Genomic DNA, 23,776 nt, shown 5'->3' on the forward strand with positions numbered 1-23,776 from the left:
GTCGGGCAGGGCGGCCGCTGGGGCGGGTAGCTCCGAACGAATTTGCGAAGCCGACTGACCGGTTTCGCGCGAAGCTTGAGGGTGAAGGCGAAGATGCCGACGATCAACCAGCTGATCGCAAATCCGCGCGTGGTGCAGAAGTCGCGCAAGAAGGTTCCGGCGCTGCAGCAATCGCCGCAGAAGCGCGGCGTGTGCACTCGCGTCTACACCACGACGCCGAAGAAGCCGAACTCGGCGCTGCGTAAGGTCGCCAAGGTGCGCCTGACCAACGGCTTCGAGGTCATCGGTTACATTCCTGGTGAAGGTCACAACCTGCAGGAGCACTCGGTGGTCATGATCCGCGGCGGCCGCGTCAAGGACTTGCCGGGCGTGCGCTACCACATCCTCCGCGGCGTCCTCGATACCCAGGGCGTCAAGAACCGTAAGCAGCGCCGTTCGAAGTACGGCGCGAAGCGTCCGAAGTAAGCGGGGAGAGCATCCATGTCCCGTCGTCACGCAGCCGAAAAGCGCGAAGTTCTGCCCGATCCGAAGTTCGGGAACATCATCGTCACCAAGTTCATGAACTCGGTGATGTACGCCGGCAAGAAGTCGGTCGCCGAAGGCATCGTCTACGGTGCGTTCGACCTGATCGAGGCCAAGACCAAGCAGCCGCCGCTCGGCGTGTTCGAGCAGGCGCTCGAGAACGTGATGCCGGCGATCGAAGTTCGGTCCCGCCGCGTCGGTGGCGCCACCTATCAGGTGCCGGTCGAAGTGCGCTCCACCCGCCGTCAGGCGCTGGGCATTCGCTGGCTGATCGCCGCCGCCCGTGGTCGCAATGAAAAGACCATGACCGAGCGCCTGTCGGCCGAGCTGCTCGACGCCTCCAACAACCGCGGCAACGCGGTGAAGAAGCGTGAAGACGTGCACAAGATGGCGGAAGCCAACCGCGCGTTCTCGCACTACCGCTGGTAACGGCAAAGCAACGGAATCAAGGAAGACGCTATGCCCCGCGTTCACGCCATCGAGGACTACCGCAACTTCGGCATCATGGCTCACATCGATGCCGGCAAGACCACGACGACCGAGCGCATCCTGTTCTACACCGGCAAGAGCCACAAGATCGGCGAAGTGCACGAAGGTGCCGCGACGATGGACTGGATGACGCAGGAGCAGGAGCGGGGCATCACCATTACGTCGGCCGCCACGACCGCGTTCTGGAACGGCAAGCGTCTCAACATCATCGACACTCCCGGCCACGTCGACTTCACCATCGAAGTCGAGCGCAGCCTGCGCGTGCTCGACGGTGCCGTGTGCGTTCTCGACTCCAACCAGGGCGTCGAGCCGCAGACCGAGACCGTTTGGCGCCAGGGCGATAAGTACAAGGTTCCGCGCATCGTCTTCGCCAACAAGATGGACAAGACCGGCGCCGACTTCTTCAAGTGCCTGCAGGACATCGTCGACCGCCTCGGCGCCAAGCCGGTGGCGATCCAGCTGCCGATCGGCTCTGAGAACAACTTCAAGGGCGTGATCGATCTGGTCCGCATGAAGGCTGTCGTCTGGAACGACGAGTCGCTGGGCGCGAAGTTCGAAGACGCCGAGATTCCGGCCGAGTTGCTCGACCAGGCCAAGGAATATCGCGAGAAGATGATCGAAGCCGCCGTCGAGCTCGACGACGACGCGATGGGCGCTTATCTCGAAGGGACCATGCCGGACGAGGCGACCCTGAAGCGTCTGATCCGCAAGGCGGTGCTGACCGGTGCGTTCTATCCGGTGCTGTGCGGTTCGGCGTTCAAGAACAAGGGCGTTCAGCCGCTGCTCGACGCCGTGGTCGACTACCTGCCGTCGCCGCTCGACGTGCCGGCGATCAAGGGCACCGACGATCAGGGCAACGAAGTCGTGCGCAAGGCGGACGACAAGGAGCCGCTGTCGCTGCTGGCGTTCAAGATCATGGACGACCCCTTCGTCGGCACCATCACCTTCTGCCGCATCTACTCGGGCGTTCTGCAGAGCGGCACCGGCGTTGTGAACTCGACCCGCGAGAAGAAGGAGCGCATCGGCCGCATGCTGCTGATGCACGCCAACAACCGCGAAGACATCAAGGAAGCCTATGCCGGCGACATCGTTGCGCTGGCCGGCCTGAAGGAAGCCCGCACCGGCGACACGCTGTGCGATCCCGCCAACCCGGTGATCCTCGAAAAGATGGAATTCCCGGAGCCGGTGATCGAAATCGCGATCGAGCCGAAGTCGAAGGCCGACCAGGAAAAGCTCGGCATCGCGCTGGCGAAGCTGGCTGCCGAAGATCCGTCGTTCCGGGTGTCGACCGACCTCGAGTCCGGTCAGACCATCCTGAAGGGCATGGGCGAACTTCACCTCGACATCAAGGTCGACATCCTGAAGCGCACCTACAAGGTCGACGCGAACATCGGTGCGCCGCAGGTGGCGTTCCGTGAGCGCATCACCAAGAAGGCCGAAGTCGACTACACCCACAAGAAGCAGACCGGTGGTACCGGTCAGTTCGCTGCGGTGAGCTTCGTGGTCGAGCCGACGGAGCCGGGCGCCGGTTACATCTTCGAGTCGAAGATCGTCGGCGGTGCGGTGCCGAAGGAGTACATCCCGGGTGTCGAAAAGGGCATCGAGAGCGTGCTGTCGTCGGGCGTGGTCGCCGGCTTCCCGGTGGTCGACGTCAAGGTGACGCTGGTCGACGGTAAGTACCACGACGTCGACTCGTCGGCTCTGGCGTTCGAAATCGCCTCTCGCGCCGCGTTCCGCGAAGCGCTGCAGAAGGGCAAGTCGGTTCTCCTCGAGCCGATCATGAAGGTCGAAGTGGTGACTCCGGAAGACTACACCGGTTCGGTCATCGGCGACCTGAACTCGCGGCGTGGCCAGATCCAGGGTCAGGACATGCGCGGCAATGCCAACGTGATCAACGCGATGGTGCCGCTGATGAACATGTTCGGCTACGTCAACAACCTGCGCTCGATGAGCCAGGGCCGGGCGAACTTCACCATGCAGTTCGACCACTACGCGGAAGCGCCGGCCAACGTGTCGGCTGAAGTCCAGAAGAAGTTTGCCTGATTGTCGCCGGTTTAAGCCGCGACTGAACGGAGAGAGCGATGGCCAAAGCAAAGTTTGAACGTAACAAGCCGCATTGCAACATCGGTACGATCGGTCACGTCGACCATGGCAAGACGTCGCTGACGGCGGCGATCACCAAGGTTCTGGCGGAGACGGGCGGTGCGACGTTCACGGCCTACGACCAGATCGACAAGGCGCCGGAAGAGAAGGCGCGCGGCATCACGATCTCGACCGCGCACGTCGAGTACGAGACGCAGAACCGTCACTACGCGCACGTCGACTGCCCCGGCCACGCCGACTACGTCAAGAACATGATCACCGGCGCGGCGCAGATGGACGGCGCGATCCTGGTGGTGTCGGCGGCCGACGGCCCGATGCCGCAGACCCGCGAGCACATCCTGCTGGCCCGTCAGGTCGGCGTGCCGGCGCTGGTGGTGTTCCTGAACAAGTGCGACATGGTCGACGATCCGGAACTGCTCGAGCTGGTCGAGATGGAAGTGCGCGAGCTGCTGTCGAAGTACGACTTCCCGGGCGACGACATTCCGATCGTCAAGGGCTCGGCGCTGGCAGCGCTCGAGAACTCCGATCCGAAGCTCGGCCACGACGCCATTCTCGAGCTGATGAAGAACGTCGACGCCTACATCCCGCAGCCGGAGCGTCCGATCGACCAGCCGTTCCTGATGCCGGTTGAAGACGTGTTCTCGATCTCGGGCCGCGGCACCGTGGTGACCGGTCGTGTCGAGCGCGGCGTGATCAAGGTCGGTGAGGAAATCGAAATCGTCGGCATCCGCCCGACGCAGAAGACCACCTGCACCGGCGTCGAAATGTTCCGCAAGCTGCTCGATCAGGGCCAGGCGGGCGACAACATCGGCGCGCTGCTGCGCGGCACCAAGCGTGAAGACGTCGAGCGCGGCCAGGTGCTGTGCAAGCCGGGTTCGGTGAAGCCGCACACCAAGTTCAAGGCCGAAGCCTACATCCTGACCAAGGAAGAGGGCGGCCGCCACACCCCGTTCTTCACCAACTACCGTCCGCAGTTCTACTTCCGCACCACCGACGTGACCGGTGTGGTGCACCTGCCGGAAGGCACCGAGATGGTGATGCCGGGCGACAACATCGCGATGGAAGTGCACCTGATCGTGCCGATCGCGATGGAAGAGAAGCTGCGCTTCGCCATCCGCGAAGGCGGCCGCACGGTGGGCGCCGGCGTCGTCGCCGCGATCATCGAGTAAGCGGGGAATAGCGAATAGAGGGCGGCGGACGGAATGTCCGTCCGCTGCTCACTACTCACCATTCGCGACACGAAAGAAAGAATACGGCAATGAACGGCCAGAATATTCGCATTCGCCTCAAGGCGTTCGACCATCGGATTCTCGATACGTCGACCCGTGAGATCGTCAACACCGCGAAGCGAACCGGTGCGCAGGTGCGCGGGCCGATCCCGCTGCCGACCCGGATCGAGAAGTTCACCGTCAACCGTTCGCCGCACGTCGACAAGAAGAGCCGCGAGCAGTTCGAGATGCGCACTCACAAGCGCCTGCTCGACATCGTCGACCCGACCCCGCAGACCGTCGATGCTTTGATGAAGCTCGACCTGGCCGCCGGCGTCGACGTCGAAATCAAGCTCTGAGATTGTAACGTCCGGTTATCGAACGGACAGAAAGAACAGGAAGCACGCCGATGCGCTCCGGAGTGATCGCACAGAAGGTCGGGATGACGCGGGTCTTTACAGAGGCCGGCGAGCACATCCCTGTGACCGTGCTGAAGCTTGGCAACTGCCAGGTGTTGGGCCACCGCACCAACGAGAAGAACGGCTACGTGGCGCTGCAGGTCGGTTCCGGCTCGCGCAAGACCGTGTACATGCCGAAGGCCGAGCGCGGCCAGTTCGCCGCCGCCAAGGTCGAGCCGAAGCGTAAGGTCGAAGAGTTCCGCGTGTCCGAGGACGCGCTGCTCCCGGTCGGCGCCGAGATCCAGGCCGACCACTTCGTCGTCGGCCAGTTCGTCGACGTCACCGGCACTTCGACCGGTAAGGGCTTCGCCGGCGGTATGAAGCGCTGGAACTTTGGCGGCCTGCGCGCCACGCACGGCGTGTCGGTGTCGCACCGTTCGATCGGTTCGACCGGTGGTCGTCAGGATCCCGGCAAGACCTTCAAGAACAAGAAGATGCCGGGCCACATGGGCGTCGATCGCGTCACCACGCTGAACCTGCGGGTGGTGCAGACCGACGTCGAGCGCGGGCTGATCCTGGTCGAGGGCGCTGTGCCCGGCACCAAGGGCGGCTGGATCCGCGTGCGTGACGCGGTGAAGAAGGCGCTGCCGGCGGATGCGCCGAAGCCGGGCAAGTTCCGGCTCGCCAATGGCGATGCGGCTGCGGAAGCGCCGGCCGCCGAGCAGGAAGGTGCGTGAGATGGAACTGAAAGTCACCACCCTCGAGGGTAAGGAAGCCGGTTCGGTCCAGCTCTCCGACGAGATCTTCGGTCTGGAGCCGCGCACCGACATCATTCAGCGTTGTGTGATCTGGCAGCTCGCGAAGCGGCAGGCCGGCACGCACAAGGCCAAGGGGCGCGCCGAGGTCTGGCGCACCGGCAAGAAGATGTACAAGCAGAAGGGCACCGGCGGTGCTCGTCACGGTTCGCAGCGGGTGCCGCAGTTCCGTGGCGGCGGTCGCGCCTTCGGCCCGGTGGTGCGTTCGCACGCCATCGACCTGCCGAAGAAGGTGCGTGTCCTGGCGCTGCGTCATGCGCTCTCGGCCAAGGCCAAGGGCGGCGGTCTGATCGTGCTCGACAAGGCCGAGCTCGAAGCCGCCAAGACCAAGACGCTGATCGGTCACTTCTCGGGCCTCGGCCTCGAGAGCGCGCTGATCATCGACGGTGCCGAGGTGAACAACGGCTTCGCCGCGGCGGCCCGCAACATCCCGAACATCGACGTGCTGCCGGTTCAGGGCATCAACGTCTATGACATTCTGCGCCGCAAGAAGCTGGTGCTGACCAAGGCGGCGGTCGATGCGTTGGAGGCGCGCTTCAAATGAAATCCATCGATCCGCGCCATTACGACGTGATCGTTGCGCCGGTCGTGACTGAAAAGTCCACGATGGCGTCCGAACACAACAAGGTCGTGTTCAAGGTGCAGGGCGGCGCGACCAAGCCGCAAATCAAAGAAGCCGTCGAAAAGCTGTTCGACGTCAAGGTGAAGAGCGTGAACACGCTGGTGCGCAAGGGCAAGACCAAGGCCTTCCGCGGCACCTTCGGCACGCAGTCGGACGTCAAGCGTGCGGTCGTGACCTTGGAAGAGGGCCACCGCATCGACGTCACCACCGGACTGTGAGGCGGGACCGACTATGGCATTGAAAACCTTTAATCCCACGACGCCGGGCCAGCGCCAGCTGGTGATGGTCGATCGTTCGGCGCTGTACAAGGGCAAGCCGGTCAAGCGGCTGACCGAGGGCAAGAACTCGAACGGCGGTCGTAACAACACCGGCCGCATCACCGTTCGGTTCCGCGGCGGCGGTCACAAGCAGACCTACCGCATCGTCGATTTCAAGCGCACCAAGGTCGACGTTCCGGCCAAGGTGGAGCGCCTGGAATACGATCCGAACCGCACCGCCTTCATCGCGCTGATCAAGTACGAGGACGGCGAGCAGGCCTACATCCTGGCGCCGCAGCGTTTGGCGGTCGGCGACACCGTGATCGCGGGCGCCTATGTCGACGTGAAGCCGGGCAACGTGATGCCGCTGGGCAACATGCCGATCGGCACCATCGTGCACAACGTCGAGCTGAAGATCGGCAAGGGTGGTCAGCTCGCGCGTTCGGCCGGCACCTACGCTCAGATCGTCGGTCGCGACCACGACTACGTGATCCTGCGCATGAACTCGGGCGAGCAGCGTCTGATTCACGGCCGCTGCATCGCGGCGATCGGTGCGGTGTCGAACCCGGACCACATGAACATCTCGATCGGCAAGGCCGGTCGCAAGCGCTGGCTCGGCCGTCGCCCGCACAACCGCGGCGTCGTCATGAACCCGATCGACCACCCGCACGGCGGCGGTGAAGGCCGCACCTCGGGCGGCCGTCACCCGGTCACCCCGTGGGGCAAGCCGACCAAGGGTAAGAAGACCCGTTCGAACAAGTCGACCGACAAGTTCATCCTCATCAGCCGCCACAAGCGGAAGAAGAAGTAAGGAAGCCGGACATGGTTCGCTCAGTCTGGAAGGGCCCGTTCGTCGAGGCCTCGCTGCTGAAGAAGGCCGATGCCGCGCGCGCGTCGGGCCGTCACGACGTGATCAAGATCTGGAGCCGTCGCTCGACTATCCTGCCGCAGTTTGTCGGCCTGACCTTCGGCGTCTACAACGGCCAGAAGCACGTCCCGGTGTCGGTGAACGAGGAAATGGTGGGTCACAAGTTCGGCGAGTTCTCGCCGACCCGCACCTTCCACGGCCACGCCGGCGACAAGAAGTCGAAGAAGGGTTGAGGACGAGACGATGAGCAAACCCAAGCGCGAACGAAGCCTGCCTGATAACGAGGCGAAGGCTGTCGCCAGGATGCTTCGCGTCTCTCCGCAGAAGCTCAACCTGGTCGCCCAACTGATCCGCGGCCGCAAGGCGTCGGCGGCTCTCGCCGACCTCGCATTTTCGCGCAAGCGGATCGCGGTCGACGTGAAGAAGTGCCTGGAATCGGCTATCGCCAACGCCGAGAACAATCACGATCTCGACGTCGATGCGCTGGTCGTCTCCGAGGCCCACGTCGGTAAGGGCATCGTGATGAAGCGTTTCACCCCGCGCGGCCGTGGTCGTTCGGGCCGTATTTTCAAACCCTTCGCGCAGCTGACGATCGTCGTTCGTCAGGTCGAAGAAGCAAGCGCTTAAGCGAAGGCGCGGGAGACTTTCGATGGGTCAAAAGATCAATCCGATCGGGCTGCGGCTGGGCATCAACCGGACGTGGGATTCCCGTTGGTACGCCGGCAAGAACGAATACGGCAGGCTGCTGCACGAGGACGTCAAGATCCGCGAGATCCTGCACAAGGAACTGAAGCAGGCGGCGGTCGCGCGAATCGTGATCGAACGTCCGCACAAGAAGTGCCGGGTGACGATCCATTCGGCGCGCCCCGGCGTGGTGATCGGCAAGAAGGGCGCCGACATCGACAAGCTTCGTAAGAAGGTCGCGGACATCACGTCGTCGGACGTGGTGATCAACATCATCGAAATCCGCAAGCCCGAGCTCGACGCGACCCTGGTCGCGGAGTCGATCGCTCAGCAGCTCGAGCGCCGCGTGGCGTTCCGGCGTGCGATGAAGCGGGCGGTGCAGTCGGCGATGCGTCTCGGCGCCGAAGGCATCCGTATCAACTGCTCGGGCCGTCTCGGCGGTGCTGAAATCGCCCGCATGGAGTGGTATCGCGAGGGCCGCGTGCCGCTGCACACCCTGCGCGCCGACATCGACTACGGCGTCGCGACCGCGTTCACGACTTTCGGCACCTGCGGCGTGAAGGTCTGGATCTTCAAGGGCGAGATCCTCGAGCACGATCCGATGGCCCAGGACAAGCGCATGGCTGAAGGCGATGGTGGCGGTTCGTCCCGTCCGCGCCGCGACGCCGCCTGATCGCGCAGAATTCGAATTGAGGGCGTAAAGCCATGATGCAACCAAAGAGAACCAAGTTCCGCAAGGCGCACAAGGGCCGCATCCACGGCGTTGCGTCCTCGGGCGCGACCCTGGCTTTCGGTCAGTTCGGCCTGAAGGCGATGGAGCCGGAGCGGATCACCGCACGTCAGATCGAAGCCGCCCGTCGCGCGCTGACCCGTCACATGAAGCGTGCCGGCCGCGTCTGGATCCGGATTTTCCCCGACCTTCCGGTGTCGAAGAAGCCGGCCGAAGTCCGCATGGGCTCCGGCAAGGGTTCGCCGGAGTTGTGGGTGGCGCGGGTCAAGCCGGGCCGGGTGATGTTCGAGATCGACGGCGTCAACCAGCAGATCGCCCGCGAAGCGCTGACGCTCGCCGCCGCCAAGCTGCCGATCAAGACGCGCTTCGTCGCGCGTATCGCGGAGTAATCGTGATGGCTGAGATGAAGACCGCCGATATCCGGGCGATGAGCGAAGACCAGATGGACGACGCGATCCTGAACCTCAAGAAGGAGCGCTTCAACCTGCGGTTCCAGCGCGCCACCGGTCAGCTCGAGAACACCTCTCGGCTGCGCGAGGCTCGTCGCGACATCGCCCGCATCAAGACCATCGCCGCGCAGAAGCGCGCCGGCAAGACGAAGTAAGGACCTTTAGACATGCCGAAGAGGACCCTGCAGGGCGTGGTCGTCAGCGACAAGCAAGAAAAGACGATCGTGGTGCGCGTCGACCGCCGCTTCACTCACCCGATCTACAAGAAGACCATCCGGCGCTCGAAGAACTACCACGCGCACGACGAGAACAGCCAGTTCAAGCCGGGCGACATGGTGTGGATCGAAGAGAGCAAGCCGATCTCCAAGTTGAAGCGCTGGACCGTCGTCCGGGGCGAACCGAAGAAGACCGCCTAAGCGCGCTTTTGCGCATCAGTTTAGCGCGCAAGCAGCGCAGCAGAGAGAGGACGAGGTGCATCAATGATTCAGATGCAGACCAACCTCGACGTGGCCGACAATTCAGGCGCACGCCGTGTCATGTGCATCAAGGTGATTGGGGGATCCAAGCGCCGGTATGCGACCGTGGGTGACGTCATTGTGGTCTCGATCAAGGAAGCGATTCCGCGAGGCAAGGTGAAGAAGGGCGACGTGATGAAGGCCGTGGTGGTCCGTGTCCGCAAGGACATCCGCCGCCCGGACGGTTCCGTCATCCGTTTCGACCGCAACGCCGCCGTTCTGATCAACAATCAGTCCGAGCCGATCGGCACCCGTATCTTCGGGCCGGTGCCGCGCGAGTTGCGCGCGAAGAACCACATGAAAATCATTTCGCTGGCGCCGGAGGTGCTGTGATGGCCGCCAAGATCCGTAAGGGTGACAAGGTGATCGTGTTGAGCGGTCGCGACAAGGGCCGCACCGGTGAGGTGTTCGAGGTCCGTCCGGACGCCGGCAAGGCTCTGGTGCGCGGCATCAACGTGGTCAAGCGCCACCAGAAGCAGACCCAGACCCAGGAAGGCGGCATCATCTCGAAAGAGGCGCCGATCGACCTGTCGAACATCGCGATCGTCGGCAAGGACGGCAAGCCGACCCGCGTCGGATTCAAGATTCTCGCGGACGGCAAGAAGGTCCGCATCGCCAAGCGCTCGGGAGCAGAGATCGATGGCTGAGACCGCATACGTTCCGCGGCTGCGCACGGAATACGACCGCAGCATTCGCGCGCAGCTCACCGAGAAGTTCGGCTACGCCAACGTGATGCAGGTGCCGAAGCTCGACAAGGTCGTGCTCAACATGGGCGTCGGCGAGGCGGTGAACGATCGCAAGAAGGCCGAGCAGGCGGCGGGCGATCTGTCGCTGATCGCCGGCCAGAAGGCGGTCATCACCTATTCTCGCGTCGCGATTTCGACCTTCAAGCTGCGCGAGAACCAGCCGATCGGCTGCAAGGTGACGCTGCGCCAGGCGCGGATGTACGAGTTCATCGACCGCCTGATCACGGTCGCGCTGCCGCGCGTCCGCGACTTCCGCGGGCTGAACCCGAAGAGCTTCGACGGCCGGGGCAATTACTCGCTCGGCATCAAGGAGCACATCATTTTCCCCGAAATCGACTTCGACAAGACCGGCGAGTCGTGGGGCATGGACATCACGGTGTGCACCACCGCTAAGACCGACGACGAGGCGCGTGCGCTGCTCACCGCTTTCAATTTCCCGTTCCGGCAGTGAGACGCTGAAAAGCATCTCAAACGCGGAAACCCAGGAGCCTGATATGGCAAAGAAGAGTGCGATCGAGAAGAACAACCGCCGGAAGAAGATGGCCAAGAACGCGGCGCCCAAGCGCGCGCGTCTGAAGGCGGTCATCGCCGACAAGACCAAGCCGATGGAGGAGCGCTTCGCGGCGACGCTGAAGCTCGCCGAGATGCCGCGTAACTCGTCGGCGACCCGGATCCGCAACCGCTGCGACCTCACCGGCCGTCCGCGTTCGGTCTATCGTCTCAACAAGCTGAGCCGTATCGCGATCCGTGACCTCGGCTCGAAGGGCCTGGTTCCGGGCCTCGTGAAGTCGAGCTGGTAAGGGGAGGGTCGTCAGATGTCCACGCACGATCCGATCAGCGATCTCATCACCCGCATCCGCAACGCGCAGATGCGCTCCAAGTCCAAGGTTTCGACCCCGGGCTCGAAGATGCGCGCCAACGTTCTCGATGTGCTGAAGTCCGAGGGTTACATCCGCGGCTACGCCACCGTCGAGCATCCGTCGGGGCGCAGCGAGCTCGAGATCGAGCTGAAGTATTTCGACGGCGAACCGGTGATCCGCGAGATCGAGCGCGTGTCGCGCCCGGGCCGTCGGGTCTACGCTTCGGTGAAGAACTTGCCGCGCGTCAACAACGGCCTCGGCATCTCGGTGCTGTCGACCCCGAAGGGGATCATGGCCGATCACGACGCCCGCGACGCCAATGTCGGCGGCGAGGTTCTGTTCACGGTGTTCTAATCGCCGGCGCCGGCGGCCGCAGGGTGCGGCCGGGAGGCGCCGGAGAACGGAAATTGGCGCATCGTCCCGAGCGGGTTTCGCCGGAGGATGCAGGGTTTAAGAAGGATCGACCATGTCACGCGTTGGCAAGAAGCCCGTCACGGTCCCGTCTGGGGTGACGGCGACCGTCGAGGGACAGACCGTCAAGATGAAGGGGCCGAAGGGTCAGCTTCAGTTCGTCGTGCACGACGACGTCGACGTGAAGTTCGAGAACGGTTCGGTTTCGGTATCGCCGCGGTTCGAGACCAATCGGGCGCGGGCGCTTTACGGCACGGCTCGCGCACAGATCGCGAATCTGGTGGAAGGCGTCACCAAGGGCTTCGAGAAGAAGCTCGAAATCACCGGTGTCGGCTATCGCGCGGCGATGCAGGGCAAGAAGCTGCAGCTCGCGCTCGGCTACAGCCACGACGTGCTGTACGACATCCCGGAAGGCATCACCATCACGGTGCCGAAGCCGACCGAGATCACCGTGACCGGCATCGATTCGCAGAAGGTCGGCCAGGTCGCCGCCGAGATCCGCGAATATCGCCCGCCGGAGCCGTACAAGGGCAAGGGCGTCCGCTACTCGGACGAATTCATCTTCCGCAAGGAAGGCAAGAAGAAGTAACGGAGCCGGTCATGTCGAAGATGAAGGTTACGAATGCCCGGCGCACCAACCGGGTCCGGACTGCGCTGCGGCGCACCGCCAACGGCCGTCCGCGGTTGTCGGTGTTCCGCTCGTCGAAGCACATCTATGCGCAGGTGATCGACGACGCCAAGGGCGAGACGCTCGCCTCGGCTTCGTCGCTGGAGAAGACCCTGCGCGAGGCCGGCAACACCGGCGCCGACATCGATGCGGCGAAGGCGGTCGGCAAGCTGGTTGCCGAGCGGGCTGTACAGAAGGGCGTCAAGGAGGTCGTGTTCGACCGCGGCGGCTATCTGTATCACGGTCGCGTCAAGGCGCTGGCGGATGCGGCTCGCGAGAGCGGCCTGAGCTTCTAAATTTCGGATTGAACGGATACCAGGATCGGGGCGCGAGCCTCGCAAGGATTGGAACACACCATGGCAGCTGAACGCGAACGCGGCGGACGCGAACGGAGCAGGGAGCGCGAGGAGCGCGACAGCGAGTTCGTCGACAAGCTCGTCCACATCAACCGTGTGGCGAAGGTGGTGAAGGGCGGCAAGCGCTTCGGCTTCGCTGCGCTGGTCGTGGTCGGCGATCAGAAGGGCCGCGTCGGCTTCGGTCACGGCAAGGCGCGCGAAGTGCCGGAAGCGATCCGCAAGGCGACCGAGTCTGCGAAGCGCAACCTGACCCGCGTCGCGCTGCGCGAGGGCCGGACCCTGCATCACGACATCGCCGGCCGTCACGGCGCCGGCCGCGTCTATCTCCGCGCCGCCCCGGCCGGTACCGGCATCATCGCCGGCGGCCCGATGCGTGCGGTGTTCGAGACCCTCGGCATCGCCGACGTGGTCGCGAAGTCGGTCGGTTCGTCGAACCCCTACAACATGGTTCGCGCCACCTTCGACGCGCTGAAGCACCTCGACTCGCCGCGTTCGGTCGCCGCGCGCCGCAACATCAAGGTTTCCACTCTGCAGGCCCGCCGCGTCGGCGGCGATGCCGAAGTGGTGGCCGAATAACAGCGTGATCGAGGGCGATCACGCGGTCTTCTGACAAGACGCGATCGGAGTGAACGAGATGGCCAAGGCCGCAAACATGATCAAGGTCGAGCAGATCGGCAGCCCGATTCGGCGCCATCACTCGCAGCGCGAGACGCTGATCGGCCTGAAGCTGAACAAGATCGGCCGCGTCGCCGAACTGCAGGACACCCCTGAAGTTCGCGGCATGATCGGCAAGGTGCAACACCTCGTCCGCGTCGTCGACGAGAAGTAAGGAGACAGGGCGATGAAGCTCAGCGAGATCGCCGACAACGTCGGCTCGCGCAAAAAGCGCATGCGGATCGGCCGCGGCATCGGTTCGGGCAAGGGCAAGACCGGCGGTCGTGGCGGCAAGGGCCAGACCGCGCGTTCGGGCGTGCGCATCAAGGGCTTCGAGGGCGGTCAGATGCCGCTGCATCGTCGCCTTCCGAAGCGCGGCTTCAACAACATCTTTGCGCTCGACTTCGCCGAAGTGAACCTCGACCGCCTCCAGGAGGCCGTCGATGCCAAGGCGATCGACGCCGGCAAGGTGGTCGATGCCGCGGCGCTGGTCGAGGCGGGCGTTCTGCGCCGCGCCAAGGACGGCGTTCGTCTGCTCGGCCGCGGTGAGCTCACCGCGAAGCTGAACATCGAAGTGTACGGTGCGACCAAGTCGGCGATCGCCGCGGTCGAAAAGGCCGGCGGTTCGGTCAAGATCCTCGCCCCCAAGGCGGACGAAGGCGAAGCAGCGTAATATCCCCGTCAGCGCCCGCTGTTAAAGCGGGCGCCCGGCCTCGCCGGTACGGTGGATTTTTCGACGCGCGCGCACCAAATAGATGCCCGGCGCCGACCCGACCGCCGCATCCGGCAGCGGATCGGGACAGCAGCGCGGGAGAAAGCCGGACATGGTCTCAGCAGCGGAACAACTAGCGGCAAACCTCAATTTCTCGGCGCTCGGTAAAGCCGAAGAGTTGAAGAAGCGGATCTGGTTCACGCTCGGCGCGCTGCTGGTGTACCGCTTCGGCACCTACATCCCGCTGCCGGGCATCGACCCGAACATCTGGGACCAGGTATTCCGCCAGCAGGCCGGCGGCATCCTCGGCATGTTCAACATGTTCGCCGGCGGCGGCATCCACCGCATGGCGATCTTCGCTCTCAACATCATGCCGTACATCTCGGCATCGATCATCGTGCAGCTGCTGACCACCGTGTCGCCGCAGCTTGAGGCGCTGAAGAAGGAAGGCGAGAGCGGCCGCAAGACGCTCAACCAATACACCCGCTACCTCACCGTGGTGTTGGCGCTGTTCCAATCCTACGGCATCGCCGTGGGCCTCGAAGGCGCGGGCAACGTGGTGTCCGACCCGGGCATGTTCTTCCGGCTGTCGACCACGATCACGCTGACCGGCGGCACTATGTTCCTAATGTGGCTGGGTGAGCAGATCACCTCGCGCGGTATCGGCAACGGCATTTCGTTGATCATCCTCGCCGGCATCGTCGCCGAGCTGCCGTCGGCTCTGGCGAATATGCTCGAACTCGGCCGCCAGGGCGCGCTGTCGACCGGCCTGATCCTGATCGTGCTGGTGATGGCCGTGGTCGTGATCGCCTTCATCGTGTTCATGGAGCGCGCCCAGCGTCGGCTGCTGATCCAGTATCCGAAGCGCCAGGTCGGCAATAAGATGTTCGAGGGCCAGTCCTCGCATCTGCCGCTGAAGCTGAACACCGCGGGCGTGATTCCGCCGATCTTCGCCTCGTCGCTGCTGCTGCTGCCGACCACGATCGCGAACTTCAACGCCGGCAGCGGTCCGGAATGGCTGCAGTGGATCGTGACCCAGTTCGGGCACGGCCGGCCGCTGTTCCTGGTGTTCTACATCAGCATGATCGTGTTCTTTGCGTTCTTCTACACCGCGATCGTGTTCAACCCGACCGAGACCGCGGACAATCTGAAGAAGCACGGCGGCTTCATTCCGGGCATCCGCCCGGGCGAGCGCACCGCCGAGTACATCGATTACGTACTTTCGCGCATCACCGTGGTCGGTGCGATCTATCTGGCCGTCGTCTGCTTGATCCCGGAGATCATGATCTCCTACGCGGCGGTGCCATTCTATTTCGGCGGAACTTCGCTTCTGATCGTTGTCAGCGTGACGATGGATACGGTTGCGCAGGTGCAGGGCTATCTGCTGGCTCACCAGTATGAAGGCCTGATCAAGAAGTCGAAGTTGCGGGGGCGCAAGAAATGAGACTGATCCTCCTCGGACCGCCTGGTGCGGGCAAGGGCACACAGGCGGCCCGTCTGGTCGAGCGGCACGGCATCGTGCAGCTCTCCACCGGCGACATGCTGCGCGCCGCGGTGGCGGCCGGCACGCCGGTCGGCCTCAAGGCCAAGGACATCATGGCGGCCGGCGGTCTGGTGCCGGACGAGGTGGTGATCGGAATCATTTCCGACCGGATCGATCAGGACGACGCCGCCCAGGGCTTCATCCTCGACGGTTTCCCGCGCACCGTGCCGCAGGCCGAGGCGCTCGATTCGCTGCTCAAGGACAAGGGCTTCGATCTCGACGCCGTGGTCGAGCTCAAGGTCAATGAAGGCGCGCTGCTCGACCGGGTCGAGACCCGTGTCGCCGAGATGCGCGCCCGCGGCGAGGAGCCGCGCGCCGACGACAACGCCGAAGCGCTCGCCAAGCGTCTGTCCGCCTATCGTGCGCAGACCGAGCCGCTGGTCGACTACTACTCCGAGAAGCGCAAGCTCCTCACCGTCGACGGCATGATGACGATCGACGAAGTCACCCGCGAGATCGGCCGGGTGCTCGAGGCGGTTCGCGCCGCCGACGCCAAGAAGGGCGCCAAGGCCTCGCGCGCCAAGCGCGCGGTCAAGACCAGTGCCAAGAAGGCCAAGGTGGCGACCAAGACGAAGGCCGCCAAGGCGACCGCGGGGAAGCCTGCCGGCAAGTCGGCGAAGGCCGCACCGGCCAAGAAATCTTCGGCCAAACAGGCGGTTGGCAAGAAGGCTTCAGGCAAGAAGGCAGTCGCCAAGAAGGCGGCCGCGAAGCCGGCCGCTTCCAAGGCGGCCAAAGCTGCAGCCGGCAAGTCTGCGGCCGGTAAGGCTGCGAAGGCTGGTCTGAAGAAGGCGGCCAAAGCCGTTGCAAAGGCTGGCAAAAAGGCCGTCAAGACGGTCGTGAAGGCCGCCAAGGGTGCGGTCAAGCCGGCGGCCGGCAAGAAGGCCGCTGGTAAGAAGGCGACCAAAAAGGCCGCCGCGGCGTCGAAGACCAAGGCAGTTGCCAAGGCTCCGGCGCGTGGCAAAAAGCCCAAAAAGGTCACGAAGAAGCGAGCTTGAATTGGGATTCGGTTGACGAAGCAAAACGGAATCCTTTAATAAGGCCCGATATCCCGTCGGATAGGTTTCAGACGATGCCGGGCCCCAAAACTGAGCGAGGGGTCGGCGTCGTGTTCGCGTTTGTGAACGCCGCCCGAGAGAGCAAGGAATTGACCGGCTTAGGCCGGTGACAGGAGAGAAGTCTGTGGCCCGTATAGCCGGCGTGAATATCCCGACCAACAAGCGCGTGCTGATCGCGCTTCAGTACATCCATGGCATCGGCCAGAAGCATGCCGCCGACATCATCGAGAAGGTGAAGATCCCGCTCGATCGTCGCGTCAATCAGCTCAGCGACGCCGAGGTGTTGCAGATCCGCGAAGTGATCGACCGCGACTATCTGGTCGAGGGTGACCTTCGCCGTGAGACCGGCATGAACATCAAGCGTCTGATGGACCTCGGCTGCTATCGCGGCCTGCGTCATCGTCGCGGTCTGCCGGTGCGCGGTCAGCGCACCCACACCAACGCCCGCACCCGCAAGGGTCCGGCGAAGGCGATCGCGGGCAAGAAGAAGTAAGTTTGCGAGTTGCGAACGGCCGGTGGCGAGTAGGGGGCTTCCCCTAGTCGCCACTGGTTGTTCGCCATTCGCCGTTTCGGTGGAGCCGCTGGCGTTACGGCGGCGTTGAGATCACGTAGAAAGGTAGACTATGGCCAAGGACGCCACCCGCATTCGCCGTCGCGAGCGCAAGAACATCGCCTCCGGCATCGCGCATGTGAATTCGTCGTTCAACAACACCACCATCACCATCACCGACGCGCAGGGCAATGCGATTGCCTGGTCGTCGGCCGGCACGATGGGTTTCAAGGGCTCGCGCAAGTCGACCCCCTACGCCGCGCAGGTCGCGGCCGAGGACGTCGCCAAGAAGGCGCAGGAGCACGGTATGCGCACCCTCGAGGTCGAGGTGGCGGGCCCCGGTTCGGGTCGTGAGTCGGCGCTGCGCGCGCTGCAGGCGGCGGGCTTCACGGTGACCTCGATCCGCGACGTCACCACCATCCCGCACAACGGTTGCCGTCCGCGTAAGCGTCGTCGCGTCTGAGTTTTCGTCGCCGGCGGCCCGGTGCCGCCGGCGGCTCTATTCGTTGTTTCCCGCGGATTGATCCGCAGTTTCCAATGCTAGCGACGATGCGCCGGGGCCCCGGCGTCGATCGCCTGGCCAGGAAGGTGACACAGTGACGATCCAGAAAAATTGGCAGGAATTGATTCGGCCGAACAAGCTCCAGGTCACCGCCGGGAGCGATGCCACCCGGTTTGCGACGCTGGTCGCCGAACCGCTCGAGCGCGGCTTCGGCCAGACGCTCGGCAACGCGCTGCGTCGCGTGCTGCTGTCGTCGCTGCAGGGCGCGGCGGTGCAGTCGGTGCACATCGACGGCGTGCTGCACGAGTTCTCCTCGATCGCCGGCGTGCGCGAGGACGTGACCGACATCGTGCTGAACATCAAGGACATCTCGCTGAAGATGCAGGGCGAAGGCCCGAAGCGGATGGTCATCAAGAAGTCGGGTCCGGGTGCGGTCACCGCCGGTGACATCCAGACCGTCGGCGACATCGTCGTGCTGAACCCGGATCTGCAGCTCTGCACGCTGGACGACGGCGCCGAGATCCGCATGGAGTTCACCGTCAACACCGGCAAGGGCTACGTCGCGGCCGAGCGCAATCGTCCCGAGGACGCGCCGATCGGCCTGATCCCGGTCGACAGCCTGTACTCGCCGGTCCGCAAGGTGTCGTACAAGGTCGAGAACACCCGCGAGGGTCAGATCCTCGACTACGACAAGCTGACCATGACGGTCGAGACCAACGGCGCAATCTCGCCGGAGGACGCGGTGGCGTTCGCCGCCCGCATCCTGCAGGATCAGCTCAACGTCTTCGTCAACTTCGAAGAGCCGCGCAAGGAAGTCACCCAGGAGATCATCCCGGACCTCGCCTTCAACCCGGCCTTCCTCAAGAAGGTGGACGAGCTCGAGCTGTCGGTGCGTTCGGCGAACTGCCTGAAGAACGACAACATCGTCTACATCGGCGATCTGGTGCAGAAGTCGGAAGCCGAAATGCTCCGCACCCCGAACTTCGGCCGCAAGTCGCTGAACGAGATCAAGGAAGTGCTGGCGCAGATGGGCCTGCATCTCGGCATGGAAGTGCCGGGCTGGCCGCCGGAGAATATCGACGAGCTCGCCAAGCGCTTCGAAGATCACTACTGAGCCGATCGGCCTCATGGTTCGCCATGAGGCCTGTTCCTCATCCTGAGAAACGGCCTGGCCGCTTCTCGAAGGGTGGGGCTCCACCAGGGCGAACGCAGGTAGCCCGCCTGCAACTCCGACGAACCGTCGGGTATCATCGAGTGAAGGACTGACAACATGAAACACGGCAAGGTTCATCGGAAGCTCAACCGCACCGCCGAACACCGCAAGGCGATGTTCGCGAACATGTGCGCCGCGCTGATCAAGCACGAGCAGATCGTCACCACGCTGCCGAAGGCCAAGGAACTGCGGCCGATCGTCGAGAAGCTGGTCACCCTCGGCAAGAAGGGCGGCCTCGACAAGCGTCGCCAGGCGATCGCCGAAATGCGCGACAAGGACCAGGTGAAGAAGCTGTTCGACGTGCTGGCGCCGCGCTACGCGGACCGCAACGGCGGCTACACCCGCATCATCAAGGCCGGCTTCCGCTACGGCGACAACGCCGCGATGGCGGTGATCGAATTCGTCGACCGCGACGAAGATGCCAAGGGCAAGGATTCGGGCCCGACCCAGGACAGCAGCGAAGCCGAAGCGGCGTAAGCAGCTTCCTTCCAGCCTGAGATTTCAAAAGGCGGTGCCGCACGGCGCCGCCTTTTTTGTTGCGGCACAAGGTTCTGTTCCGACGTCATCCCCGCGCATGCGGGGATCCAGTATTCCAGGGCACCGGTGATGAGCATGAAGGCTCTGCGATACTGGGTCGCCCGCCGTCGCGGGCTATGACGGCTGGTGGGTGAGGGCGCACGTCCTCGTGTCTGGCGCTGGCGATCAGCGGTCCGGATCGTTACTTCCGTCATCGCGTTGATGATTGAAAACGGGAGCACTCCATGCACATTGATCTGTCCGGCAAGACCGCACTCGTCACCGGCTCGACTGCCGGCATCGGCCATGCCATCGCCAAGGGGCTCGCCGCGACCGGCGCCGATGTCGTCATCAACGGCCGGGGACAGGCCAAGGTCGACGCTGCGATCGCAGCAGTGGCGAAGGTCGCCACCGGCGGCAAGATCACCGGCGTCGCCGCCGACGTCTCCACCGCCGAGGGCTGCGCCAAGCTGGTCGCGGCGCTGCCCGACGTCGACATTCTGATCAACAACACCGGCATCTTCGAGCCGAAGCCGTTCTTCGACATCCCGGATGAAGACTGGCAGCGCTTCTTCGACGTCAACGTGATGAGCGGCGTGCGGCTGTCCCGCGCCTATATGCCGGCGATGCTGAAGCGTAACTGGGGCCGCATCGTCTTCATCGCCTCGGAATCGGCGCTGATGATCCCGAAGGAGATGATCCATTACGGTATGACCAAGACCGCGCAGCTCTCGGTGTCGCGCGGTCTGGCCGAAATGACCCGCGGCACCGCGGTGACGGTCAATGCGGTGCTGCCGGGCCCGACGATGAGCGAGGGCGTGCAGACCTTCGTGGCCGACCTCGCCAGGCAGAACGGACAGTCGGAGAGCGAAGCCGCCGCCAACTTCGTCAAGCAGCATCGCCCCGGCTCGCTGATCCAGCGCTTCGCCACCGTCGAGGAGATCGCCAACATGGTGGTCTATGTCAGCTCCAAGCAAGCCTCCGCCACCAACGGTGCCGCGCTCCGCGCCGAAGGCGGCCTGCTGCAGACGATCGCGTAGTTAGACGGCGAGGTTCTGGAATCACTGCCCGCAGCAGCCCTCACCCCAACCCTCTCCCGCAAGCGGGAGAGGGAGTTCGCCGCATTCGGAGCGGATGAAATGATCCCGTCACAATTTCCGAACTAACAGCAATCCTACGCCGCGTTCATCCACAGCCCCGCCACGTCGGCAGCGTGCTCCCTCTCCCGCTTGCGGGAGAGGGGTGGGGTGAGGGCGACGCGGGCACGGCGCTCGTTGAAGAGCGCCTAACCCCACCCCTCCAGCACGACCTTGCCGACCGACTTGCCGCTTTCGATCAGCGTGTGGGCGCGTCTCAGGTTGGCGGCGTTGATGGTGCCGTAGGTCTGATCGAGCGTGGTGCGCAGCACGCCGGAATCGATCAGGCCGGCGACTTCGTCGAGCAGATCGTGTTGGGCGATCATGTCGGCGGTCTCGAAGGTCGAGCGCGCGAACATCGCTTCCCAATGCAGCGAGGCCGATTTGGGCTTCAGCAGCATCGGATTGATCGGCTGCACCGGATCGTCGATCAGGCCGATCTTGCCCTGCGGGGCGAGGAGGTCGATCAGCTGGGCGAAGTGCGTATCGGTGTTGGTGAGGCTCGCGATCAGCGAGACCGGCGGCAGCTTCAGCGCGTCCACTTGCGGCTTCATCGGCTGGCTGTGATCGATCACCGCGTGCGCGCCGAGTTGGAGGCACCACTTCGTCGTCTCCGGCCGCGAGGCCGTGGCGATGATGCTGAGGCCGGTGAGGCGGCGCGCGAGCTGAATCAGGATCGACCCGACGCCACCGGCGCCGCCGACGATCAGCAGCGTGCGCGGATCGAACGCCTTGCTCGGGCGTGCGCCGAGCCGGTCGAACAGCAGCTCCCAGGCGGTGATCGAGGTCAGCGGCAGTGCTGCGGCCTCGGCAAAGCCCAGCGTCTTCGGCTTGCGGCCGACGATGCGTTCATCGACCAGATGGAATTCGGCGTTGGTGCCCGGCCGCTGGATCGAGCCGGCGTAGAACACCTCGTCGCCCGGCCGGAACAGCGTCACCTCGGCGCCGACCGCCTCGACCACGCCGGCAGCGTCGTAGCCGAGGATCTTGTGGTCGCCGGCGGGCGGGGCGGCGCGTCTGCGGACCTTGGTGTCGACCGGATTGACCGAGACCGCCTTCACCGCAACCCGGAGGTCGCGCGGACCCGGCTCGGGCTTGGCGAGCTCGAGATCGAGCAGCGCTTCCGGATCGTCGATCGGGAGGCTCTTGATGTAGCCGACAGCTTTCATGATGGTCTCCGTGCAAGGGCGTCTTGGGTGCGCAAGATTGGGCGCGCAAAGTCGCCCTCGTGAGCCGACATTGCAAGTACTGTCATTTGAGGGATATAGTCACCGATTGGATACTATTGGGTGTCTTCGCATGAAGCGTCGCAACTTTGCCTGTGCGCCGGGGTGTTCGGTCGAGGTGACGCTCGACCTGATCGACGGCAAATGGAAGGGCGTGATCCTCTACCACCTGCAGGACGGCAGGCTGCGGTTCGGCGAGCTGCGCCGGCGGATGCCGGGCATCACCCAGCGAATGCTCACCAAGCAGCTCCGCGCCCTGGAGGACGACGACCTGATTACCCGCCAGGTGTTCGCCGAAGTGCCGCCGCGGGTGGAATACGCGCTGTCGGAGACCGGCGAGCGGCTGCGCCCGGTGATCGATGCGCTGAAGCGCTGGGGCGAGGAACATCGCGCCCGCCAGCAGCAACTCGCTTCGTCTGCAGCCGAATCGACAATCGAAACCGCCGAGGCTCAGCCGGCCTGAGCGCCGGCGGCTTTTCCTTCTCCTGGCCTGGCCGGCGGACTATATCTGCTGCGCCCAAGATGCCCCTGTAACGGATTCCCGCATGAACCCGATCCGCACGTTTACCGTCCTCTGTCTGTCGCTCGCTTTTGCCACGCCGCTCGCGGCGCAGGAGCGGCGGCTGCCGTCGTCGCAGGCGGAGATCCGTCTGAGCTACGCGCCGATCGTGCAGCATGTGCAGCCCGCGGTCGTGAACGTCTACGCCGCCAAGGTGGTGCAGAACCGCAATCCGCTGCTGGAAGACCCGATCTTCCGCCGGTTCTTTGGCGGCGGCGGGCCGCAGCCGGAGCAGATCCAGCGCTCGCTGGGCTCGGGCGTGATGGTCGATGCGTCCGGTCTGGTGGTCACCAACAACCACGTCATCGAGGGCGCCGATCAGGTCAAGGTTGCGCTCGCCGACAAGCGTGAGTTCGAGGCCGAGATCGTGCTCAAGGACAGCCGCACCGATCTGGCCGTGCTGCGGCTCAAGGACACCAAGGAGAAGTTTCCGACGCTCGACTTCGCCAATTCCGACGACCTGATGGTCGGCGATCTGGTGCTTGCGGTCGGCAATCCGTTCGGCGTCGGCCAGACCGTGACCCACGGCATCGTGTCGGCACTGGCGCGCACTCAGGTCGGCATCACCGACTATCAGTTCTTCATTCAGACCGACGCGGCGATCAACCCGGGCAATTCCGGCGGCGCGCTGGTCGACATGACCGGCAAGCTGGTCGGCATCAATACCGCGATTTTCTCACGCTCCGGCGGCTCGCAGGGCATCGGCTTCGCGATTCCCGCCAATATGGTGCGGGTGGTGGTCGCCTCGGCCAAGAGCGGCGGCAAGGCGGTGAAGCGGCCGTGGCTCGGTGCGCGACTGCAGGCGGTGACGCCGGAGATCGCCGAAACCCTCGGCCTGAAACGGCCGGGCGGGGCGCTGGTCGCCAGCGTCACCAAGGGCAGCCCGGCGGAGCGGTCCGGGCTGAAGCTGTCGGATCTGATCGTGTCGATCGACGGCTTTGCGATCGACGATCCCAACGCGTTCGACTATCGCTTCGCCACCCGTCCGCTCGGCGGCGCCGCGCAGATCGAAGTGCAGCGCAACGGCAAGCCGGTGAAGCTCTCGATCCCGCTCGAGACCGCGCCGGACTCCGGCCGTGACGAGCTGGTGATCAGCTCGCGCTCGCCTTTCCAGGGTGCCAAGATTGCCAACATCTCGCCGGCGATCGCCGACGAGATGCGGCTCGATCCGAGTGTCGAAGGCGTCGTGGTCACTGAACTTCCCGACGACAGCACCGCGGCCAATGTCGGTTTCCAGAAGGGCGACATCATCGTCGCGGTCAACAACACCCGGATCGCCAAGACCAGCGATCTCGAACGCATCGCCGGCCAATCCCCGCGGCTGTGGCGCATCATGCTGGTCCGCGGCGGCCAGCAGATCCAAGTCACCTTGGGCGGATGAGCAGCGGCGACCCGCTGATGCTTCCAGGC

Annotated in this window: 35 protein-coding genes; 34 read left to right on the top strand and 1 reads right to left on the bottom strand. The window is 64.4% G+C overall.

Annotated elements, in window-relative coordinates:
* Nucleotides 1-93: 93 nt before the first annotated feature.
* The 32 genes from rpsL to DY468_RS08915 all read left to right on the top strand — a co-directional run bounded on the left by rpsL (nucleotide 94) and on the right by DY468_RS08915 (nucleotide 20,485).
* Nucleotides 94-465, top strand: coding sequence for a 30S ribosomal protein S12 (gene rpsL, locus DY468_RS08760; RefSeq protein ID WP_008969396.1), 372 nt, complete (start codon nucleotides 94-96; stop codon nucleotides 463-465).
* Nucleotides 466-480: 15 nt separating this feature from the next.
* Nucleotides 481-951: a 30S ribosomal protein S7 gene (gene rpsG / locus DY468_RS08765; RefSeq protein WP_164604335.1), complete on the top strand. Its 471-nt coding sequence runs from the start codon at nucleotides 481-483 to the stop codon at nucleotides 949-951.
* A 30-nt stretch (nucleotides 952-981) separates the two neighbouring features.
* Nucleotides 982-3,054 carry an elongation factor G gene (gene fusA, locus DY468_RS08770; RefSeq protein ID WP_164604338.1) on the top strand — a complete coding sequence of 691 codons (2,073 nt, stop codon included), beginning with the start codon at nucleotides 982-984 and terminating at the stop codon, nucleotides 3,052-3,054.
* A 38-nt stretch (nucleotides 3,055-3,092) separates the two neighbouring features.
* Nucleotides 3,093-4,283, top strand: a complete 1,191-nt coding sequence (gene tuf / locus DY468_RS08775; RefSeq protein WP_164604340.1) for an elongation factor Tu — start codon at nucleotides 3,093-3,095, stop codon at nucleotides 4,281-4,283.
* 89 nt (nucleotides 4,284-4,372) lie between these two features.
* Nucleotides 4,373-4,681: a 30S ribosomal protein S10 gene (gene rpsJ, locus DY468_RS08780; RefSeq protein WP_002712302.1), complete on the top strand. Its 309-nt coding sequence runs from the start codon at nucleotides 4,373-4,375 to the stop codon at nucleotides 4,679-4,681.
* A 50-nt stretch (nucleotides 4,682-4,731) separates the two neighbouring features.
* Nucleotides 4,732-5,457: a 50S ribosomal protein L3 gene (gene rplC / locus DY468_RS08785; RefSeq protein ID WP_164604343.1), complete on the top strand. Its 726-nt coding sequence runs from the start codon at nucleotides 4,732-4,734 to the stop codon at nucleotides 5,455-5,457.
* Between the two features lies 1 nt (nucleotide 5,458).
* Nucleotides 5,459-6,079, top strand: coding sequence for a 50S ribosomal protein L4 (gene rplD, locus DY468_RS08790; protein ID WP_164604346.1), 621 nt, complete (start codon nucleotides 5,459-5,461; stop codon nucleotides 6,077-6,079).
* A complete protein-coding gene (locus tag DY468_RS08795) occupies nucleotides 6,076-6,375 on the top strand; it encodes a 50S ribosomal protein L23 (protein ID WP_011158793.1) in 300 nt (99 codons plus the stop codon). The genes rplD and DY468_RS08795 overlap by 4 nt, the downstream gene beginning before the upstream one ends.
* A gap of 13 nt (nucleotides 6,376-6,388) precedes the next feature.
* Nucleotides 6,389-7,225, top strand: coding sequence for a 50S ribosomal protein L2 (gene rplB, locus DY468_RS08800; RefSeq protein WP_164604349.1), 837 nt, complete (start codon nucleotides 6,389-6,391; stop codon nucleotides 7,223-7,225).
* Nucleotides 7,226-7,236: 11 nt separating this feature from the next.
* Nucleotides 7,237-7,515 carry a 30S ribosomal protein S19 gene (rpsS, locus tag DY468_RS08805; RefSeq protein ID WP_011158791.1) on the top strand — a complete coding sequence of 93 codons (279 nt, stop codon included), beginning with the start codon at nucleotides 7,237-7,239 and terminating at the stop codon, nucleotides 7,513-7,515.
* Between the two features lie 10 nt (nucleotides 7,516-7,525).
* Nucleotides 7,526-7,909, top strand: coding sequence for a 50S ribosomal protein L22 (gene rplV / locus DY468_RS08810; RefSeq protein WP_011158790.1), 384 nt, complete (start codon nucleotides 7,526-7,528; stop codon nucleotides 7,907-7,909).
* 22 nt (nucleotides 7,910-7,931) lie between these two features.
* A complete protein-coding gene (rpsC, locus tag DY468_RS08815; protein ID WP_164604351.1) occupies nucleotides 7,932-8,639 on the top strand; it encodes a 30S ribosomal protein S3 in 708 nt (235 codons plus the stop codon).
* A gap of 32 nt (nucleotides 8,640-8,671) precedes the next feature.
* Nucleotides 8,672-9,085, top strand: a complete 414-nt coding sequence (gene rplP / locus DY468_RS08820; protein ID WP_013501921.1) for a 50S ribosomal protein L16 — start codon at nucleotides 8,672-8,674, stop codon at nucleotides 9,083-9,085.
* 5 nt (nucleotides 9,086-9,090) lie between these two features.
* Nucleotides 9,091-9,300: a 50S ribosomal protein L29 gene (gene rpmC / locus DY468_RS08825; protein WP_114356383.1), complete on the top strand. Its 210-nt coding sequence runs from the start codon at nucleotides 9,091-9,093 to the stop codon at nucleotides 9,298-9,300.
* Between the two features lie 12 nt (nucleotides 9,301-9,312).
* Nucleotides 9,313-9,561: a 30S ribosomal protein S17 gene (gene rpsQ, locus DY468_RS08830; RefSeq protein ID WP_110785880.1), complete on the top strand. Its 249-nt coding sequence runs from the start codon at nucleotides 9,313-9,315 to the stop codon at nucleotides 9,559-9,561.
* A 63-nt stretch (nucleotides 9,562-9,624) separates the two neighbouring features.
* Nucleotides 9,625-9,993 carry a 50S ribosomal protein L14 gene (gene rplN, locus DY468_RS08835; RefSeq protein WP_013501924.1) on the top strand — a complete coding sequence of 123 codons (369 nt, stop codon included), beginning with the start codon at nucleotides 9,625-9,627 and terminating at the stop codon, nucleotides 9,991-9,993.
* Nucleotides 9,993-10,307, top strand: a complete 315-nt coding sequence (gene rplX, locus DY468_RS08840; protein ID WP_164604353.1) for a 50S ribosomal protein L24 — start codon at nucleotides 9,993-9,995, stop codon at nucleotides 10,305-10,307. Before rplN ends, rplX begins: the two co-directional genes overlap by 1 nt.
* A complete protein-coding gene (gene rplE / locus DY468_RS08845; protein WP_164604357.1) occupies nucleotides 10,300-10,857 on the top strand; it encodes a 50S ribosomal protein L5 in 558 nt (185 codons plus the stop codon). The genes rplX and rplE overlap by 8 nt, the downstream gene beginning before the upstream one ends.
* A gap of 43 nt (nucleotides 10,858-10,900) precedes the next feature.
* Nucleotides 10,901-11,206, top strand: coding sequence for a 30S ribosomal protein S14 (gene rpsN / locus DY468_RS08850; protein ID WP_164604360.1), 306 nt, complete (start codon nucleotides 10,901-10,903; stop codon nucleotides 11,204-11,206).
* Nucleotides 11,207-11,221: 15 nt separating this feature from the next.
* Nucleotides 11,222-11,620, top strand: a complete 399-nt coding sequence (gene rpsH / locus DY468_RS08855) for a 30S ribosomal protein S8 (protein WP_107345076.1) — start codon at nucleotides 11,222-11,224, stop codon at nucleotides 11,618-11,620.
* 112 nt (nucleotides 11,621-11,732) lie between these two features.
* Entirely contained in the window at nucleotides 11,733-12,266 is a 534-nt protein-coding gene (rplF, locus tag DY468_RS08860) for a 50S ribosomal protein L6 (RefSeq protein ID WP_110785877.1), read from the top strand.
* An 11-nt stretch (nucleotides 12,267-12,277) separates the two neighbouring features.
* Nucleotides 12,278-12,640, top strand: coding sequence for a 50S ribosomal protein L18 (rplR, locus tag DY468_RS08865; RefSeq protein ID WP_110785876.1), 363 nt, complete (start codon nucleotides 12,278-12,280; stop codon nucleotides 12,638-12,640).
* 60 nt (nucleotides 12,641-12,700) lie between these two features.
* On the top strand, nucleotides 12,701-13,276 hold the full coding sequence (rpsE, locus tag DY468_RS08870; protein ID WP_011158778.1) for a 30S ribosomal protein S5: 576 nt from the start codon (nucleotides 12,701-12,703) through the stop codon (nucleotides 13,274-13,276).
* A gap of 58 nt (nucleotides 13,277-13,334) precedes the next feature.
* A complete protein-coding gene (rpmD, locus tag DY468_RS08875; RefSeq protein ID WP_011158777.1) occupies nucleotides 13,335-13,529 on the top strand; it encodes a 50S ribosomal protein L30 in 195 nt (64 codons plus the stop codon).
* 12 nt (nucleotides 13,530-13,541) lie between these two features.
* Nucleotides 13,542-14,027 (top strand): 50S ribosomal protein L15, encoded by a 486-nt coding sequence (gene rplO, locus DY468_RS08880; protein ID WP_164604365.1) that lies wholly within the window; start codon nucleotides 13,542-13,544, stop codon nucleotides 14,025-14,027.
* Between the two features lie 151 nt (nucleotides 14,028-14,178).
* A complete protein-coding gene (secY, locus tag DY468_RS08885) occupies nucleotides 14,179-15,510 on the top strand; it encodes a preprotein translocase subunit SecY (protein WP_164604368.1) in 1,332 nt (443 codons plus the stop codon).
* Nucleotides 15,507-16,604 (top strand): adenylate kinase, encoded by a 1,098-nt coding sequence (locus tag DY468_RS08890; RefSeq protein WP_164604370.1) that lies wholly within the window; start codon nucleotides 15,507-15,509, stop codon nucleotides 16,602-16,604. Before secY ends, DY468_RS08890 begins: the two co-directional genes overlap by 4 nt.
* Before the next feature lie 184 nt (nucleotides 16,605-16,788).
* A complete protein-coding gene (gene rpsM / locus DY468_RS08895) occupies nucleotides 16,789-17,157 on the top strand; it encodes a 30S ribosomal protein S13 (RefSeq protein WP_110785871.1) in 369 nt (122 codons plus the stop codon).
* 130 nt (nucleotides 17,158-17,287) lie between these two features.
* On the top strand, nucleotides 17,288-17,677 hold the full coding sequence (rpsK, locus tag DY468_RS08900) for a 30S ribosomal protein S11 (RefSeq protein WP_011158772.1): 390 nt from the start codon (nucleotides 17,288-17,290) through the stop codon (nucleotides 17,675-17,677).
* 133 nt (nucleotides 17,678-17,810) lie between these two features.
* Nucleotides 17,811-18,830 (top strand): DNA-directed RNA polymerase subunit alpha, encoded by a 1,020-nt coding sequence (locus DY468_RS08905; RefSeq protein WP_164604372.1) that lies wholly within the window; start codon nucleotides 17,811-17,813, stop codon nucleotides 18,828-18,830.
* A 156-nt stretch (nucleotides 18,831-18,986) separates the two neighbouring features.
* Nucleotides 18,987-19,406, top strand: coding sequence for a 50S ribosomal protein L17 (gene rplQ / locus DY468_RS08910; RefSeq protein WP_164604374.1), 420 nt, complete (start codon nucleotides 18,987-18,989; stop codon nucleotides 19,404-19,406).
* A 284-nt stretch (nucleotides 19,407-19,690) separates the two neighbouring features.
* Nucleotides 19,691-20,485: an SDR family NAD(P)-dependent oxidoreductase gene (locus tag DY468_RS08915; RefSeq protein ID WP_164604376.1), complete on the top strand. Its 795-nt coding sequence runs from the start codon at nucleotides 19,691-19,693 to the stop codon at nucleotides 20,483-20,485.
* Between the two features lie 245 nt (nucleotides 20,486-20,730).
* Here the strand turns inward: DY468_RS08915 and DY468_RS08920 are convergent, their stop codons facing one another.
* Nucleotides 20,731-21,750 carry a zinc-binding alcohol dehydrogenase family protein gene (locus DY468_RS08920; protein WP_164604378.1) on the bottom strand — a complete coding sequence of 340 codons (1,020 nt, stop codon included), beginning with the start codon at nucleotides 21,748-21,750 and terminating at the stop codon, nucleotides 20,731-20,733.
* 130 nt (nucleotides 21,751-21,880) lie between these two features.
* Here DY468_RS08920 and DY468_RS08925 point away from each other — a divergent pair, with 130 nt between their 5' ends.
* Together DY468_RS08925 and DY468_RS08930 are read left to right on the top strand one after the other, a co-directional pair.
* The gene (locus DY468_RS08925) at nucleotides 21,881-22,270 is read left to right on the top strand and encodes a winged helix-turn-helix transcriptional regulator (protein ID WP_164604380.1); all 390 of its coding nucleotides are present in this window, start codon (nucleotides 21,881-21,883) and stop codon (nucleotides 22,268-22,270) included.
* A gap of 82 nt (nucleotides 22,271-22,352) precedes the next feature.
* Nucleotides 22,353-23,747, top strand: a complete 1,395-nt coding sequence (locus tag DY468_RS08930; protein WP_164604382.1) for a DegQ family serine endoprotease — start codon at nucleotides 22,353-22,355, stop codon at nucleotides 23,745-23,747.
* The last annotated feature ends 29 nt before the right edge of the window (nucleotides 23,748-23,776 follow it).

The sequence above is a fragment of the Rhodopseudomonas sp. BR0M22 genome (genome assembly GCF_010907035.1).
Classification (GTDB): Bacteria; Pseudomonadota; Alphaproteobacteria; order Rhizobiales; family Xanthobacteraceae; genus Rhodopseudomonas.

What these genes read in the sequence shown, in the direction of transcription:
- rpsL (WP_008969396.1), top strand. Translation starts at nt 94, where the DNA reads ATGCCGACGATCAACCAGCTGATCGCAAATCCGCGCGTGGTGCAGAAG.
- rpsG (WP_164604335.1), top strand. Translation starts at nt 481, where the DNA reads ATGTCCCGTCGTCACGCAGCCGAAAAGCGCGAAGTTCTGCCCGATCCG.
- fusA (WP_164604338.1), top strand. Translation starts at nt 982, where the DNA reads ATGCCCCGCGTTCACGCCATCGAGGACTACCGCAACTTCGGCATCATG.
- tuf (WP_164604340.1), top strand. Translation starts at nt 3,093, where the DNA reads ATGGCCAAAGCAAAGTTTGAACGTAACAAGCCGCATTGCAACATCGGT.
- rpsJ (WP_002712302.1), top strand. Translation starts at nt 4,373, where the DNA reads ATGAACGGCCAGAATATTCGCATTCGCCTCAAGGCGTTCGACCATCGG.
- rplC (WP_164604343.1), top strand. Translation starts at nt 4,732, where the DNA reads ATGCGCTCCGGAGTGATCGCACAGAAGGTCGGGATGACGCGGGTCTTT.
- rplD (WP_164604346.1), top strand. Translation starts at nt 5,459, where the DNA reads ATGGAACTGAAAGTCACCACCCTCGAGGGTAAGGAAGCCGGTTCGGTC.
- DY468_RS08795 (WP_011158793.1), top strand. Translation starts at nt 6,076, where the DNA reads ATGAAATCCATCGATCCGCGCCATTACGACGTGATCGTTGCGCCGGTC.
- rplB (WP_164604349.1), top strand. Translation starts at nt 6,389, where the DNA reads ATGGCATTGAAAACCTTTAATCCCACGACGCCGGGCCAGCGCCAGCTG.
- rpsS (WP_011158791.1), top strand. Translation starts at nt 7,237, where the DNA reads ATGGTTCGCTCAGTCTGGAAGGGCCCGTTCGTCGAGGCCTCGCTGCTG.
- rplV (WP_011158790.1), top strand. Translation starts at nt 7,526, where the DNA reads ATGAGCAAACCCAAGCGCGAACGAAGCCTGCCTGATAACGAGGCGAAG.
- rpsC (WP_164604351.1), top strand. Translation starts at nt 7,932, where the DNA reads ATGGGTCAAAAGATCAATCCGATCGGGCTGCGGCTGGGCATCAACCGG.
- rplP (WP_013501921.1), top strand. Translation starts at nt 8,672, where the DNA reads ATGATGCAACCAAAGAGAACCAAGTTCCGCAAGGCGCACAAGGGCCGC.
- rpmC (WP_114356383.1), top strand. Translation starts at nt 9,091, where the DNA reads ATGGCTGAGATGAAGACCGCCGATATCCGGGCGATGAGCGAAGACCAG.
- rpsQ (WP_110785880.1), top strand. Translation starts at nt 9,313, where the DNA reads ATGCCGAAGAGGACCCTGCAGGGCGTGGTCGTCAGCGACAAGCAAGAA.
- rplN (WP_013501924.1), top strand. Translation starts at nt 9,625, where the DNA reads ATGATTCAGATGCAGACCAACCTCGACGTGGCCGACAATTCAGGCGCA.
- rplX (WP_164604353.1), top strand. Translation starts at nt 9,993, where the DNA reads ATGGCCGCCAAGATCCGTAAGGGTGACAAGGTGATCGTGTTGAGCGGT.
- rplE (WP_164604357.1), top strand. Translation starts at nt 10,300, where the DNA reads ATGGCTGAGACCGCATACGTTCCGCGGCTGCGCACGGAATACGACCGC.
- rpsN (WP_164604360.1), top strand. Translation starts at nt 10,901, where the DNA reads ATGGCAAAGAAGAGTGCGATCGAGAAGAACAACCGCCGGAAGAAGATG.
- rpsH (WP_107345076.1), top strand. Translation starts at nt 11,222, where the DNA reads ATGTCCACGCACGATCCGATCAGCGATCTCATCACCCGCATCCGCAAC.
- rplF (WP_110785877.1), top strand. Translation starts at nt 11,733, where the DNA reads ATGTCACGCGTTGGCAAGAAGCCCGTCACGGTCCCGTCTGGGGTGACG.
- rplR (WP_110785876.1), top strand. Translation starts at nt 12,278, where the DNA reads ATGTCGAAGATGAAGGTTACGAATGCCCGGCGCACCAACCGGGTCCGG.
- rpsE (WP_011158778.1), top strand. Translation starts at nt 12,701, where the DNA reads ATGGCAGCTGAACGCGAACGCGGCGGACGCGAACGGAGCAGGGAGCGC.
- rpmD (WP_011158777.1), top strand. Translation starts at nt 13,335, where the DNA reads ATGGCCAAGGCCGCAAACATGATCAAGGTCGAGCAGATCGGCAGCCCG.
- rplO (WP_164604365.1), top strand. Translation starts at nt 13,542, where the DNA reads ATGAAGCTCAGCGAGATCGCCGACAACGTCGGCTCGCGCAAAAAGCGC.
- secY (WP_164604368.1), top strand. Translation starts at nt 14,179, where the DNA reads ATGGTCTCAGCAGCGGAACAACTAGCGGCAAACCTCAATTTCTCGGCG.
- DY468_RS08890 (WP_164604370.1), top strand. Translation starts at nt 15,507, where the DNA reads ATGAGACTGATCCTCCTCGGACCGCCTGGTGCGGGCAAGGGCACACAG.
- rpsK (WP_011158772.1), top strand. Translation starts at nt 17,288, where the DNA reads ATGGCCAAGGACGCCACCCGCATTCGCCGTCGCGAGCGCAAGAACATC.
- rplQ (WP_164604374.1), top strand. Translation starts at nt 18,987, where the DNA reads ATGAAACACGGCAAGGTTCATCGGAAGCTCAACCGCACCGCCGAACAC.
- DY468_RS08915 (WP_164604376.1), top strand. Translation starts at nt 19,691, where the DNA reads ATGCACATTGATCTGTCCGGCAAGACCGCACTCGTCACCGGCTCGACT.
- DY468_RS08920 (WP_164604378.1), bottom strand. Translation starts at nt 21,750, where the DNA reads ATGAAAGCTGTCGGCTACATCAAGAGCCTCCCGATCGACGATCCGGAA.
- DY468_RS08925 (WP_164604380.1), top strand. Translation starts at nt 21,881, where the DNA reads ATGAAGCGTCGCAACTTTGCCTGTGCGCCGGGGTGTTCGGTCGAGGTG.
- DY468_RS08930 (WP_164604382.1), top strand. Translation starts at nt 22,353, where the DNA reads ATGAACCCGATCCGCACGTTTACCGTCCTCTGTCTGTCGCTCGCTTTT.